Here is a 14056-nt window from a genome sequence, read left to right on the forward strand (position 1 = left end):
CAGAGGCGGCGCAGTAGAGCGACGCACCGCCTCTTTCCTTGCTACAAAGACTGGACAGGACGCTTCACTTTACATAGTCGTAGTTGTTGCCTTTCCAGCGGTAGACCACATAGCCGGGGCTCTTCAGATCGCCTTTCGCGTCGAAATCCACCTGGCCGACTACCGTGCTGAACGATGCGTTGTGAAGCTGCTTCACGATCGCCGCATAGTCCGTGGAGTTGGCTTTCTTCGCGGCCTCTGCGAAAACCTGCATGGCGGCATACGAGTACAGCATGTAGCCTTCCGGCTCGATCTTCTGCGCGCGAAAGGCCGCCACCACCTTTGCGGCTGCGGCACTCTTACGCGGGTCGGGCGGGAAGGTGAACAGGACCTTGTTGATTTCCGGCCCTGCGGCAGTCACCAGTTCATTGTTCGTGAGCGTGTCGCCGCCGAGGACGGTCACGTTGAGCCCTGCCTGCGCCGCCTGCCGCAGAATCAGTGCGACTTCCTGGTAGTAGCCGCCGTAAGCAAGAATCTGAATGCCGTTCGCCTTCAGTTTGCTGATCAAACCGGAGTAGTCCTTCTCACCGGCCGTGATCGACTGGCGCAGCGCCACGGGTGTCTGCTTCGCCGCCAGATCTTTTGCAATCTCGTCCGCCAGACCGCCGCCATACGCCGTCTTGTCATCAATGACGGCGATTTTCTTGCCCTTGAAGTTCGCGGCGATATAGTCCGCCGCGACCTGTCCCTGCTGGTCGTCCCTGCCCGTGATACGGAAAATCCCCTTAATGCCGCGCTCCGTAATTTTGGGGTTGGTCGACACAGTCACCTGCGGAATCTGCGCGTCGTTGTAGACATCTGACGCGGGCAACGTGGAACTGGAGCACCAGTGGCCATCGACGAACGCCACCTTCTTGTTGACGAAACTGTTGGCGACGGAAACCGCCTGCTTGGGATCGCAGACGTCATCACCGACGACCAGGTCGAGTTGCTGCCCGAGCAAACCACCTGCCGCATTGATGTCTTTCACCGCCTGTTCCGCGCCTTTGCGAAACTGGTCGCCCCCCGATGCGTACTCCCCCGTCATCGGACCTGCCACTCCCACCACAACGCTTGCGTCCGCAGTGGCCGAACAGGCCAGAGCCATTCCGCCCATGCTGAGTGCCGCACCTAATTTAACCAATCCTTTCCGGCCGTTCATAACCATCTCCAAGAGCAGGCTTCGATGCAGGAACGAACAGGTCTCAGCTATCGTTCCTGAGTGTCGCCTCGCGTTCGTTCACGAGGTAGAACGCAGGTTGCCGACACCAAAAACAGGTTGGAATTTGATTGTTCGAAAGCGGGGATTAGGTGCAGCCTAAAGATGCGGAATACCGCGTTGTGTACGCGGCAAAACGCACAATTCAGCGGTTCGACCAGAGACATGACCGAGTAAACGACTAGTCGGCAAACTACGCGTACTTATCGCCGACAGTGCTGCGGATAGGATAAGTGTCGTACACAATTATCATGCGCTCGACCAGCCCGTTGGCGTCGAACTCGAACACATCGACGCACTCGAAGCTCGCCGCGGAGCCGTCTTTCAGCACCCAATCGTAGATGAAGTAACCCGTCGCACGCCGAGCGCCCGTTGTGCTCACGCAGATGTCGATAGGCCTGATCGTGCTCTCTCCCGATGCTTCGCTGACTTTGGCAAAGAACGGTGCAGCTTGCATCCAACCGAGAAACGGCGAGAAAATCTGTGCGTCCGGTGCAAACAGGGCGCAGATCGCGGCGACGTCGCCGCGCTCCAACTCTTTGAGGTAGGTGCGAACCTGCTGCGTATAGAGTAGTTCCGGCGACGACACCACAGTAACCTCCGATAATTCGTTAAAGATGCGGCCCGGTCAAACGAGCACGCCCCTGGTTGAAACACGATAGCGACGCGCCGATGACCGAACAATCGAAAAATCCGCAAGCGGGGTATGCAACCGGAACATACCCGCTGGCCGATCTGACCCGCCCGCTGCCGTCGCTAGCTGGATTTCAGGCGTTCGTCGCTGCGGCGTCTCCCGGCAGCGTCAGCAAGGCCGCAGACCATCTGTGCCGCACGCAGGGAGCGGTCAGCCGGCAGATCCAGCAACTGGAAGCGCACTATCAATGTGCGCTGTTCGTGCGTCACGCGTCGGGGCTGGCATTGACAGCAGAGGGGAACACGCTGCTCACGGTGGCAGTCCACGTGCTGACGCAACTCGTTCAGCATGCTGCAATTCAGCATGGCGCGGCGTCGGTGATTACGCTGCGGTTACCGTCCACGTTTGCGATTCGCTGGTTGCTCCCGCGGCTGGCAGACATCAACAATGCGCTGGGCGGCACTGAACTGCGCATCTCGACATCCGCTGACGACATGCCGGATTTCACCGCGCCGGATGTCGACGCCATTGTCGTGCGTGGCACCGGACAGTGGGCGGGCGTAGAAGCGGTACCGCTGTTTGCCGAGACGCTCACGCCCATGTGCACACCCGCATTGGCTGCGTCTCTCAGATCGGTCGCTGATCTTGCGGACGCGACGTTGCTACATCCTGGACCTGGTTATGCGGAATGGCGTGGTTGGCTTGATGGTGTCGGGGCGACGTACATCAATGCTCGACAGGGGCTTGTATTCGATACACTTGAATTGACGCTCACTGCCGCAGCAGAAGGTCATGGGGTTGCAATCGGCGATCCACGCATGGCGCAAGAAAAATTTAATGTGGGTTCCCTGATGACGCCGTTTCGCGAGGTAGTGCGAAACGGTGCGTCGTACTTTCTGGTATATCCATCTCAACGTGCGGCCCAGCCGAAGATTCGTGCCCTTGCCGACATCCTCGTGCGGCTGGCGCAAGAAGAGTGACTTACGCGAGTGCGCCAAACAAAAGCAATCGCCACATGCGTCCGCTGAGCTGTCGGTCGCGTCATCGGCATTGGAGCCGCTCGCGTCGCGCGATGATATGGAATTTACCAATACAATCCCCTTTATGGCACATATTCCCGACTCCCTTTTCGCCGAACGCATTCGCGCCAGCTTCATGCGCCAGAATGCGATGACGTTGATCCAGGCGACTTTGCCCGTGATTGAACACGGCCACACCGAAATTCACCTACCAGTTTGGAGTGGTGTCGAGCAGCAGCACGGCTTCGTACATGGCGGCGTGGTGGGTATGATTGCCGACTCCGCAGGCGGCTACGCTGCGATGACCTTGGTGCCGGCCAGTGCGTCTGTATTGACTGTCGAATACAAGATGAATCTGGTCGCTCCGGCCGACGGCGAAATCCTGATCGCCCGTGGCCAGGTTGTCCGCCCCGGCCGTACGCTAATCGTCACTCAGGCAGAGGTATTCGCTGTCAAAGACGGCCGTGAAACGCTTTGTGCACTGATGCAACAAACGATCATGGTGATGCACGACAAGGTGGAGAAGTAGGACCAGGTAGACCGGAGCCAGTCCAGCTTGGCGAGATGGTTCAGTGGTCTCGACGAACTCCGGCATGGAGCCGCACTCAGCCCGTTGACATAGGTGCAATACCGGCCTGAAGCACTCAGTCAACGTTTCTGAAGCGAACATAAAGTGTTGCTTCGAATCCGGCGCGCGCGACTTGGTCTTTTATCGAGGCCCCCCGCGCTCGAGCGGCAGGCGATGACAACTTGAACTCAGTCGAACGTGGCATGAACTCGACCTGCTCTTTGGCAGCTCGGCAAACACGCTACAAGTGTGAACTTCTTCAACATCGAGTAATGAATATGTCTGGATATCTTCAAGAAGGCCAAAGCACCGTACGCAGCAAAGTGGTCACCGCGCCTTCACTATTGAATATGAAAAGTGCAGGCGAAAAGATTGCGATGCTGACCTGCTACGACGCCAGCTTCGCTTCGCTGATGGACCGCTGTGGCGTTGATGTGATGCTAGTAGGGGATTCACTGGGCAACGTGTTGCAGGGGCACAGCACGACATTGCCGGTCACACTTGCGGATATTGCTTATCACACGGCGTCTGTCACCCGAGGGAACCGATCCGCATTGGTGGCCGCGGACATGCCATTCGGTACCTATGCAACTCCGCAGTCTGCATTCGACAACGCGGTGAAACTCATGCAGGCAGGTGCGCATATGGTCAAACTCGAAGGGGGAGCCTGGCTGGTCGATACCGTGAAATTTCTCACTGAACGTGGTGTACCAGTTTTCGCTCATCTGGGCTTGACGCCGCAGTCCGTGCATCGACTCGGTGGCTTCAAGGTACAGGGTAAAAAAGCGGAAGACGCAGAGCAATTGAAAGCCGATGCTATGGCACTGCAGACAGCAGGCGCATCTCTCCTCCTCCTTGAGGCCATTCCGACCTCACTAGGCAAGGAGGTGACGGAGATGCTAGACATCCCGACAATTGGTATTGGAGCCGGTCCGGACTGTTCGGGTCAAGTGCTCGTGATGCACGACATGTTGGGCGTGTTCCCCGGCAAAACCGCTCGCTTCGTGCGTAACTTCATGGACGGGCAGTCGAGCATCGAAGGAGCGATCCGCGCCTATATCGAGGCGGTGAAGAACAAACGCTTCCCTGCGCCGGAACACTGCTTTTAAGCAGCGCCACGTCAAACGATTTCGTCTTCATATCACGTAGGACCGCGCACCGCTTCTGCGCCGGCAACCGTCGTCGTGCGACGGTCCGCTGTCTGGCCGTAGCCGACGCTCGAACGTCTGTGGAAGCGTGAGCGAACGGCCGTAGATGTCCGGTCACAGCCTTTTGACGGACAGCCCCATGCGAAAGGCCGCCCCGGGTCGGCTACCGAAGTTGGACGCCGCGTCGGAGGTCCTGATCGCCGGTGTTCGACGGCCGATGTATTAGCATGGACCGTGTCGTGTCCGCCATTCTGGCTCCCTGAAGCCCGTTAGCTGCCAATTCATCAAAGGTTTTTGCGTCGGCCCGCCGGCGCTTCTCCCGCTGCTTCTCCACAGCCGGAGACCGGCCTTCGCCGAGCGTCCAACAGTTTCTCCCGCGCCAAGGCTGGCGAGACACCTCCCCGGCGATACCGCCACCAATACCGTCAGGCTCTTTCGAACGCGGTCCTCGATACCGGTCACAACCGCAATGCAGCGCAAAGATCATCGTGCTCGAAGGCACTCGCCATGCGTGCGATCTCCGCTCGCCTGCAACCGACCTCCTCGGCAACCGCTTGCCATGTCTGGGTCACGTCAGCCACCTCCCGCATCGTGGCCCGAGCCTGTTTCAGCGACAAGCCGAAAAACTCCGTCGCATTTTCAAGGAGGCCGACCGAACACGTTCCCTCGTCGAGATCGATGTTAGTCGTCAGGATGCGCGCCTTAACATCGGTTGGCGTGGGATTGAGGTCATAGGCCGGTGACAACACCCACCCATCGCGCCCCGCCCACAGGAAGCCGTGGTTGCGCAGATGGTCATCGACATTGGAAACCAGCACATTGAACGTCACGCGTCGATATAACTGCGCAGCATCGGCCCGCGCCTTCGCTCCGTGTTGTGTCAGTGCGTCAACCAGTTCGGGATAACTGCCGCGTTGACCGTCCCGCGACCCCGTCATTGACATAGCCGAGAGAAAGGGAATGCGAATGCTCCCCGAGCGATCGAAGCGACGCGACAGCAGCACAGGCTTGCCCGCTACCTGGAGCAGTTCATGATGCGGGGTGGAAATGCCGGCGCGTTCAGCCAATCGCAGGGCGATTTCCTCCCAGGTCTCAATGCTGTATTCGTCGGTCTCCTTCGGGAATTTGGCAATCGACAAATGGCCGTACTGGTCGATGACCGAGGCCTTGGGACGTGCGCCACCGAGTGACGACCCAGGCGCGAAGATCAGTTGCAAATCCTCATCGGTTTCCTCGTCCCGCAGGATGCGCTCAGTGATTTGAAGCAGCCGCCCCAATTCGATCAGCGCGGGGACACCGGCGGGCACGGGCGCCTGGAATTCGTCTTCTCCGCTCCAGCAGAATCGCAGCGCGCCCAGGCGCGTTTCATCCGCTACGCCCAGCAGATAGTCCAGTTCACCGAGCGTGCGGACGCGCCGCCCTTCCCGTTCGGCTTGTCGACGCTCCGCGCGCTGCATGAGGCGGCGCCCCCAGGTATCCGGCGCCGAATCGCCGATCGAACCAAAGATGGGTTGATCAGGCTGCGGTGGGAAGACACCGCGCGTCAACGCCAGCGCCGGCTCAATCGAAAAGCGCTCGTCGTCGGCCAGCCAGGTCTCGTCATATTCGAACGTGACCGTTTCTTCCCGACGCGACGCATGGCGTCTGAGCAGCCCCACTGGCCGCGGCGTGCCGTCGAGATCGATATACACCTCGACATCAGCCATGGCCACCCGTCCCCCCGCTACGGGGCAGCCGGACGCGCTGCGGCAATGCCGCGGTTGCCAGCGACTGCCCCACTGTATCCCGGGCAGCGTCGGCAACCTCCAGTAGTCCATCCAGAAGCCCAAGCGCTTGCAGCACGGCCGCATAGATGCCGATGCTAACGCCCGGATCACCCCCCTCGACGCGCTGCAGAGTTGCTCTCGACGTGAAGGCCCGCTCGGCAACCACCGCCATGGTCAACCGTCGGCGGCGGCGCGCATCGTGAATATCGGCGCCCAATTTACGCAGCGCCCGCCTGACGCCGGCCGAAGAAGCGTGAGGGGTTGGCATTTTGCTACCTTGATAAGTCTCTAACTCTATTAATGTAGCACGAAGATTACATTAACGCCAAACGACATGGCTACGGAGGACGATCAGTGCCCGAACAGTTTCATAAACCGCGAAGACCTAGCATTTCAAGATGATTCGTGAGAGATACGATCACCAGTACCGCCATACTCGTTCCAGCGCTGAAGCGTGGCAAAGTCGGGTAACAATTGCAGTAGCATGATGATCCTTCGAGTTCATTGCACTCAAAAGTACGGATACGTACACGGCGACGCACCGGCTTCGTGTGCAACTGCGCGAACTGGCATTGCGGAAGCTTTACGAGATGGCGCAGTTGGCAGTAACCCTACGGAGAGTAGATTGATATGCAGAGGATTTCGCGCATCCACTTGGCCAACTGCGGCTACCGGACCGCTTGGTACGAAGCAGTCACATTCAACCTGACCGACCCCGGCACGGGCCTTCCGACCGACACCATCATCAATCTCGAGAACGGCGGCGGAAACCACCGCCTTTCCTAAGTTCATCGTCCGCGACGGCCAGGTGGGCGCGGACGGGTGCCGTCAAGGAAAGAAGCGCCGGGTGGGTGCGGCCCGCAGGCGCAGCCGAGGACAGCCCGGCGCGCCTTGACGGCGCACGGTCGCGGACAATGTGATGAATTCAGGGAAGACTGCTGGACAGGCAACCGACCACAGTTGGCGCAGACCCCACGCAACCGAAGCGCGCAGGCCCGGATCAAGAAACCACAACCGGTTCGAGCTCCGCATCGACATTCATGTTGAATAAGCGCCGCATAAGACCGTGCATATGGTGAAGGCTTTGCTACTTTCCGGTCGCAATGCGCGCGACGTCCCCTGTTCGTGCGCTCAACACCGCCGCAATCAGGGCCTCGTGCCACGATCCGCAAGCAGACAAGCCAAAGCGTCTGCAGCATCGCCCAGATACCGTCAAAGATACCGTCGGTACCGCTGACGGTATTAAGCGAGCCCCTCCGCGTGCTGCCTGCGTATACCGTCAGAAATACCGTCAAATTGCGGTTGCCCGGGCTCGCAGCAGGTGCGGATGCACTTTTAGAATTCCCATATTTCCCAAAGGCTTACAAACCTGCACCGGCCAATTTAGAACTGGGCGTGCGTTATTCACCACCCACCGTAGAATTTTGATTTTAAAGAGAATTTCAGGAGCCCCTACTCCCACTCGATCGTTGCCGGCGGCTTACCCGAGATGTCGTACACCACCCGGTTGATTCCGCGCACTTCGTTGATGATCCGGTTCGACACATGCCCCAGCAATTCATGCGGCAGATGCGCCCAGTGCGCAGTCATGAAGTCCAGCGTCTGCACGGCGCGCAGCGCGACGACGTACTCGTAAGTGCGGCCGTCGCCCATCACGCCGACGCTCTTCACCGGCAGAAACACCGCGAACGCCTGGCTCGTCAAATCGTACCAGGACTTGCCGGTTTCCTTATCGATGAAGGTGTGCAGCGTCTCGATGAAAATCGCATCCGCGCGACGCAGCAGGTCGGCGAAATCGCGCTTCACTTCGCCGAGAATCCGCACGCCCAGACCCGGGCCCGGGAACGGATGGCGATACACCATCGCCGGCGGCAAACCGAGCTTGACGCCGAGTTCGCGCACTTCGTCCTTGAAGAGTTCGCGCAGCGGCTCGAGCAGCTTCAGATTCAGCGTCTCAGGCAGGCCGCCCACGTTGTGATGGCTCTTGATCGTCTGCGTTGCCTTCTTGCCCTTGCCGGCCGATTCGATCACGTCCGGATAGATCGTGCCTTGCGCGAGCCACTTCGCGTCGGTGAGCTTGCCGGCTTCAGCCTGGAACACTTCGACGAATTCCGCGCCGATGATCTTGCGCTTCGCTTCCGGGTCAGTGACGCCCTTCAGCTTCGAGAGGAACACTTCGCTCGCGTCGACGTGAATCACCTTCACGCCGAGGTGATCGGCGAAGGTCGCCATCACCTGCTCGGCTTCGTTCAGGCGCAAGAGGCCATGGTCGACGAACACGCAGGTCAGCTGATCGCCGATCGCGCGATGCAACAGCGCCGCCGCCACCGACGAATCCACGCCGCCCGACAAGCCCAGAATTACATGCTCGCTGCCGACCTGCTCGCGAATCTTTGCGACCGCTTCGTCGATGTAATGGCCCATTTCCCAGTCGGGCCTGGCGCCGCAAATCTGCAGCACGAAGCGCTCGAGCATCGCGCGGCCCTGCACGGTGTGCGTGACTTCCGGGTGCCATTGCAGACCGTAGAAATGGCGCTTTTCGTCAGCCATCGCCGCGATCGGGCACGATTCCGTCGACGCCATCAGCGCGAAGCCCGGCGGCATTTCCAGCACCTTGTCGCCGTGGCTCATCCACACTTTCAGCATGCCGTGACCTTCCGGCGTGGTGAAATCGCTGATGCCCTCGAGCAGGCTCGTATGGTTGCGCGCGCGCACTTCGGCATAACCGAATTCGCGCAGGTGGCCGATATCGACCTTGCCGCCCAGTTGCTCGGCCATCGCCTGCATGCCGTAGCAGATGCCGAGCACAGGCACGCCGAGTTCGAACACCGCTTGCGGCACGCGCGGCGTATCCGTTTCGGTGACCGAGCTCGGGCCGCCGGACAGGATCACGCCCGTCGGCGCGAAATCGCGAATGAACGACGCATCGACGTCGTAGGGATGAATTTCCGAATACACGTTGGCTTCGCGAACGCGACGTGCAATCAGTTGGGTGACTTGCGAACCGAAGTCGAGGATCAGGATCTTGTCATGCATGGCAGCGGACGGAGTCAAAAGTGAACGGATACGGGATGCCGCGCACGAAGCGCGGCGTTGAATTCAAAGCGGTCCGCGTGGCGGACCGTCGAGCATGAAGCGCAACGATGAAGCGCGTCCAGATGTTCAGCACCGCAGGCACACTCACTTGCGGCGCGCACGAACGATCCGGTAGCTTCGGCAGACGGTTTGGCGCTGAGCGCGTCAGCCATGAAACGGCGGCCGGGGCGCGCCGGGTGCATCGGCGGCTGCGTTACGGGCCTCGTCGCGCGCGGCAGCGGTTTCAGCCCGCGCAGCTCGCTCCGTCGCCGTCAGACCAGGTTCGTCGACCACCGGATGAACCGGCGCCGCCGAAACTGCATTGACGGGGCGCGTCGCCGGCAAGACAGGCTCGACCACCGGCTCCGCGCGATAGGCCGGAAATTCAGCCGTCACACGACCGGGTTCGCGCTTGTTGCTTGCATCTTTGACTGTCTCTTTGCCGGCATCTCTGGCTGCATCTTTCGCGGCCTGCCGCTCGGCGCGCCCGGTAGCGGCGGCCTCAGCCAGCCGCACCTTCTCGCGACGCCGCACCGCGCCTGACAAACGCACGCCGCCGAGGCCGATCAGCAGCAGCACTACACCGGTCAGCACCGCGACGATCTGCCCAAAGCCGGTCAACGCCGGCGTATGCAAGCCGAGCAGCCATACCAGCATCAACACGCCGGTCAGCCAGTTCACATGCCCGACTACCTTGGCGACCGTCGACGTCAGCGCACCGTCGATCGACGCATGCAACGCAAGCCACGCGAGCCCGATCAGCGCCACGCCGAACCCCTGGCCGGCCAGAGCCGGCTGGGTTTGCACCAGTTGCAGCGCGTTGTACAGCGAAGTCCAGGGCGTCAGCAGAAACAGCAGGCCGAACGCAAGCAACAGCAAGGCATCGAGGATAAGTACAGCGCGCAGCAATGGCTTCATTCGCGTTTAGTCCACGTGGTAGTTGGGCGCTTCCTTGGTGATCTGCACGTCATGCACGTGCGACTCGCGCAAGCCCGCGCCCGTGATCTGCACGAACTCGGCCTTGTCGTTCATCTCCGCGATCGTGCGGCAACCGCAGTAGCCCATGCTGGCGCGCACGCCGCCGATCAGCTGGAACAGGATCGCGTTGACTGAGCCCTTGTAGGCGACGCGGCCTTCGATGCCTTCCGGCACCAGCTTGTCGATGTTTGCGGAGTTGTCCTGGAAGTAGCGGTCCGCCGCGCCGTCCTTCATCGCGCCGACCGAGCCCATGCCACGGTACGACTTGTACTGGCGGCCCTGATACAGGAACACGTCGCCCGGCGCTTCTTCAGTACCGGCGAACATGCTGCCCATCATCACGGCATTCGCACCCGCTGCCAGCGCCTTGCTGACGTCGCCCGAGAAGCGCACGCCGCCGTCGGCGATGACCGGCACGCCCGTGCCCTTCAACGCTTCGGACACGTTGGCGATCGCGGTGACCTGCGGCACGCCGACGCCGGCGACGATCCGTGTCGTGCAGATCGAGCCCGGGCCGATACCGACCTTCACGCCGTCCGCACCGTACTCGACCAGCGCCTTCGCAGCTGCGGCAGTCGCAATGTTGCCGCCGATCACTTCGACGTGCGGGAAATTATGCTTGACCCACCTGACGCGCTCGAGCACGCCCTTGCTGTGGCCGTGCGCCGTATCGACGACGATTACGTCGACGCCCGCCTGCGCCAGCAGCGCCACGCGCTCTTCGTTGTCTTCGCCGACGCCGACCGCCGCGCCCGCGCGCAGCTTGCCGTGTTCGTCTTTACATGCGTCCGGGTGCTCGGTTTGCTTGGTGATGTCCTTGACGGTCATCAGGCCGCGCAGTTCGAAGGCGTCATTGACGACCAGCACGCGCTCGAGGCGGTGGCTGTGCATCAGCGCCTTGGCTTCGGCGAGCGGCGTGCCTTCCTTGACAGTGACGAGGCGCTCGCGCGGCGTCATGATATTGCGCACTGGCTCGTCCAGACGCTCTTCAAAACGCAAGTCGCGGTTCGTGACGATACCGACCAGTTGCGCGCCTTCCACGACCGGGAAGCCCGAAATGCCATGCTGGTGCGACAGCGCGATCACGTCGCGCACCTTCATTTGCGGCGGAACCGTGATCGGATCGCGCACGACGCCCGATTCGAAGCGCTTGACCTTGGCGACTTCACGCGCCTGCTCGGCCGGCGTGAGGTTCTTGTGGATGATGCCCACGCCACCCATTTGCGCCATTGCGATCGCGAGACGGGCTTCGGTGACGGTGTCCATCGCGGCGGACACGAGCGGCATATTCAGGGAGATGTTGCGGGTCAGCCGGGTCTTGAGGCTGGTGTCGCGCGGCAGAACATCGGAGTAGGCCGGGACGAGGAGCACGTCATCGAACGTGAGTGCTGTTTGGATCAGACGCATGGCAAATCCTATAGGCGCAAAAGCGAATTATACGCGATACCTCCCCGGTTTTCACTGCACGAACAGCAGCTTAGCGAATTTCAGGCGATTTTTTTCGTGACTTTTCGTGACTTCAGGCACTTCGATTTCGCTTGCCTGTTCGGCTCGGGTTCGATCGGATTTCGTTTGCGCGTTCGCAGGCGGCGAGCCGCCAGCCGGGGTGAGCGCCGGAATTTGCTCCGGCGCTCGCGCCGAATCGGGGCGGCCACACGCCGCTGAATACGACGGAAGCCGGCCGCGAATGCAGAATCAAACAAGACGCGCCACCCTCCAACCGGCTATTCTCCGCACCATTCCAGTTTTTTGCAGGGGCAGTCGATGCAGCGCGGCGTGGCATATGGGGTGATGGCCGGGGCCTTATGGGGCATGGTGTTTCTGGTGCCGCGGGTATTGCCCGATTTTTCGCCGCTGCTGCTGAGCGCCGGCCGCTACACGATGTACGGCGTCGTCTCGCTGGCCGCCGCTCTGCCGATGGCGCGCTCGCTCGTCAAACGCCTGACCCGCGAGGATCTCAGCGCGCTCGTCAAGCTGGCGCTGGCGGGCAACCTGCTCTATTACCTGCTGCTGACGGCCGCCGTCCATATGGTCGGCATCGCGCCGGCGTCGCTGATCGTCGGCGTATTGCCGGTCACGGTGACGCTGCTCGGCCGGCGCGACCACGGCGCCGTGCCGCTCGCGCGCCTCGCGTGGCCGCTGGCGATGGTGATGGCGGGCATCGCGTGCATCAACGTCGACGTGTTTACCGTGGCGGACAGCACGCCGGTGAGCATCGTCACGAAGCTGGCCGGCCTCGCCTGCGCAGTCGGCGCGCTGGCTTGCTGGACGTGGTTCGCGGTCGAAAACGCCCGCTATCTGCAACGCCAGACACATTTCAGCGGCAACGAATGGTCGGTGTTATGGGGCGTGATAACCGGCGCGCTCGGCGCCGCCCTGTGGCTGGTGGTCGCCATGCTGCCGTCTGGCAGCCTGCAAAGCACGCTTGCGGACAACCGCTGGCACACCTTCTGGGTGCTGAATCTGGCCCTCGCGATCGGCGCTTCGTGGCTCGGCAACGGCCTGTGGAACGCCGCGTCGAAGCGCTTGCCGCTGACGCTGTCCGGTCAGTTGATCGTGTTCGAAACGCTGTTCGCACTGCTCTACGCGTTCATCTACGACCAGCGGCTCCCGCGTCCGCTGGAAACGGCGGCGATTTTGCTACTGGTGGCGGGGGTGAGCTGGTCGGTGCGCCAGCATGCCGGCGACGATTCGTCCGGCGAGCCCTCGATCGAGGAGAAGGCACAGGTTTCGGCGCACTGAGGTTTGCGCAGGCGCACCGGCATCGCGCAATGGCCGCGGTTCACGCGAACCGGTTAGCGCGCTACAGCCGAAGTACAGGCCGAAGCGCGCCACGGGATGCACTCAGCGCGAATCCTTGTTCTGCCAGCGGCGGCCTTCGATCGAACCCGCCTTGCGGGTCTTCTCGACGCGCCGCTGACGCGACACCTTCGGATCCACCAGAAGCGGCCGGTAAATCTCAACCCGGTCGTGGTCGGCGAGCACCGTATCCAGTGTTTTGACCTTGCCGAACACGCCGACCTTCTGCTTCGTCAGATCGATTTGCGGGTGGCGCTGCAGGATGCCGCTCGCGTCGAGCGCCTGCTGCACCGTGGCGCCTTCGGGCAACTCGATGGCGATCAGCGTCTGCGTATCGGCGAGCGCGTAGCAGACTTCAATCGACAAGCGCGCGCTCATGCCTTACCGTAGCGCTGATCGGCGCGCTTCACGAATGACTCGACAAAGGTGTTGGCGATGTGGCTGAACACCGGCCCGATGATCTTCTCGAGAATGACGCTGGTGAATTCGTAGTGCAATGCGAATTCGATCTTGCAGGCATCGGCCCGCAGCGGCGTGAAACGCCAGAAACCGGTGAATTTGCGAAACGGGCCGTCCGCGAATTCCATGTCGATGCGCGTGGGCCGCTCCATGCTGTTGTGGGTGGCGAAATGCTGCTTGATGCCCTTGAAGTTGATATCGATCTTCGCCTCCATGCCGGTTTCGTCCTGGCGGCGGATTTCGACTCCCCCGCACCACGGCAGGAAGTTGGGGTAATCGGCGACGTCGGTGACGAGGTCGAACATCTGTTCCGCCGAATGGCGGATCAACACGGTTTTCTGGACATCCGCCATAAATTGAACAGCACGTGGCA

Annotated in this window: 14 protein-coding genes; 5 read left to right on the forward strand and 9 right to left on the reverse strand. The window is 61.2% G+C overall.

What is annotated here, in order from left to right; all coding sequences use genetic code 11:
• Positions 1 to 64: 64 nt before the first annotated feature.
• Together AC3WLT_RS02485 and AC3WLT_RS02490 are read right to left on the reverse strand one after the other, a co-directional pair.
• Positions 65 to 1135 (reverse strand): branched-chain amino acid ABC transporter substrate-binding protein, encoded by a 1071-nt coding sequence (locus tag AC3WLT_RS02485; protein ID WP_492590344.1) that lies wholly within the window; start codon positions 1133 to 1135, stop codon positions 65 to 67.
• Between the two features lie 295 nt (positions 1136 to 1430).
• A complete protein-coding gene (locus tag AC3WLT_RS02490; protein ID WP_492590345.1) occupies positions 1431 to 1829 on the reverse strand; it encodes a nuclear transport factor 2 family protein in 399 nt (132 codons plus the stop codon).
• A gap of 80 nt (positions 1830 to 1909) precedes the next feature.
• Here AC3WLT_RS02490 and AC3WLT_RS02495 point away from each other — a divergent pair, with 80 nt between their 5' ends.
• The 3 genes from AC3WLT_RS02495 to panB all read left to right on the forward strand — a co-directional run bounded on the left by AC3WLT_RS02495 (position 1910) and on the right by panB (position 4567).
• The gene (locus AC3WLT_RS02495; protein WP_492590346.1) at positions 1910 to 2851 is read left to right on the forward strand and encodes a LysR substrate-binding domain-containing protein; all 942 of its coding nucleotides are present in this window, start codon (positions 1910 to 1912) and stop codon (positions 2849 to 2851) included.
• A gap of 124 nt (positions 2852 to 2975) precedes the next feature.
• The gene (locus AC3WLT_RS02500) at positions 2976 to 3419 is read left to right on the forward strand and encodes a PaaI family thioesterase (RefSeq protein ID WP_492590419.1); all 444 of its coding nucleotides are present in this window, start codon (positions 2976 to 2978) and stop codon (positions 3417 to 3419) included.
• Between the two features lie 317 nt (positions 3420 to 3736).
• A complete protein-coding gene (gene panB, locus AC3WLT_RS02505; protein WP_492590420.1) occupies positions 3737 to 4567 on the forward strand; it encodes a 3-methyl-2-oxobutanoate hydroxymethyltransferase in 831 nt (276 codons plus the stop codon).
• 497 nt (positions 4568 to 5064) lie between these two features.
• Here the strand turns inward: panB and AC3WLT_RS02510 are convergent, their stop codons facing one another.
• A complete protein-coding gene (locus AC3WLT_RS02510; protein WP_492590347.1) occupies positions 5065 to 6312 on the reverse strand; it encodes a type II toxin-antitoxin system HipA family toxin in 1248 nt (415 codons plus the stop codon).
• The gene (locus AC3WLT_RS02515; protein WP_492590348.1) at positions 6305 to 6640 is read right to left on the reverse strand and encodes a helix-turn-helix domain-containing protein; all 336 of its coding nucleotides are present in this window, start codon (positions 6638 to 6640) and stop codon (positions 6305 to 6307) included. The genes AC3WLT_RS02510 and AC3WLT_RS02515 overlap by 8 nt, the downstream gene beginning before the upstream one ends.
• 362 nt (positions 6641 to 7002) lie before the next feature.
• Between AC3WLT_RS02515 and AC3WLT_RS02520 the strand changes: the two genes are divergently transcribed.
• The gene (locus AC3WLT_RS02520; RefSeq protein WP_492590349.1) at positions 7003 to 7158 is read left to right on the forward strand and encodes a hypothetical protein; all 156 of its coding nucleotides are present in this window, start codon (positions 7003 to 7005) and stop codon (positions 7156 to 7158) included.
• A gap of 666 nt (positions 7159 to 7824) precedes the next feature.
• Here the strand turns inward: AC3WLT_RS02520 and guaA are convergent.
• From guaA to guaB, 3 genes are all read right to left on the reverse strand, one after another.
• Positions 7825 to 9408 (reverse strand): glutamine-hydrolyzing GMP synthase, encoded by a 1584-nt coding sequence (guaA, locus tag AC3WLT_RS02525; RefSeq protein ID WP_492590350.1) that lies wholly within the window; start codon positions 9406 to 9408, stop codon positions 7825 to 7827.
• Between the two features lie 204 nt (positions 9409 to 9612).
• The gene (locus tag AC3WLT_RS02530; protein WP_492590351.1) at positions 9613 to 10365 is read right to left on the reverse strand and encodes a hypothetical protein; all 753 of its coding nucleotides are present in this window, start codon (positions 10363 to 10365) and stop codon (positions 9613 to 9615) included.
• Between the two features lie 6 nt (positions 10366 to 10371).
• Positions 10372 to 11832 carry an IMP dehydrogenase gene (gene guaB, locus AC3WLT_RS02535; RefSeq protein ID WP_492590352.1) on the reverse strand — a complete coding sequence of 487 codons (1461 nt, stop codon included), beginning with the start codon at positions 11830 to 11832 and terminating at the stop codon, positions 10372 to 10374.
• Positions 11833 to 12189: 357 nt separating this feature from the next.
• Here guaB and AC3WLT_RS02540 point away from each other — a divergent pair, with 357 nt between their 5' ends.
• Positions 12190 to 13167, forward strand: coding sequence for a DMT family transporter (locus AC3WLT_RS02540; RefSeq protein WP_492590353.1), 978 nt, complete (start codon positions 12190 to 12192; stop codon positions 13165 to 13167).
• A 102-nt stretch (positions 13168 to 13269) separates the two neighbouring features.
• Here the strand turns inward: AC3WLT_RS02540 and AC3WLT_RS02545 are convergent, their stop codons facing one another.
• Together AC3WLT_RS02545 and AC3WLT_RS02550 are read right to left on the reverse strand one after the other, a co-directional pair.
• Positions 13270 to 13602: an RnfH family protein gene (locus tag AC3WLT_RS02545; RefSeq protein WP_492590354.1), complete on the reverse strand. Its 333-nt coding sequence runs from the start codon at positions 13600 to 13602 to the stop codon at positions 13270 to 13272.
• On the reverse strand, positions 13599 to 14036 hold the full coding sequence (locus AC3WLT_RS02550) for a type II toxin-antitoxin system RatA family toxin (protein WP_492590355.1): 438 nt from the start codon (positions 14034 to 14036) through the stop codon (positions 13599 to 13601). Before AC3WLT_RS02550 ends, AC3WLT_RS02545 begins: the two co-directional genes overlap by 4 nt.
• Between the last annotated feature and the right edge of the window lie 20 nt (positions 14037 to 14056).

It is taken from the genome of Paraburkholderia sp. FW306-2-2C-D06C, from assembly GCF_058781505.1.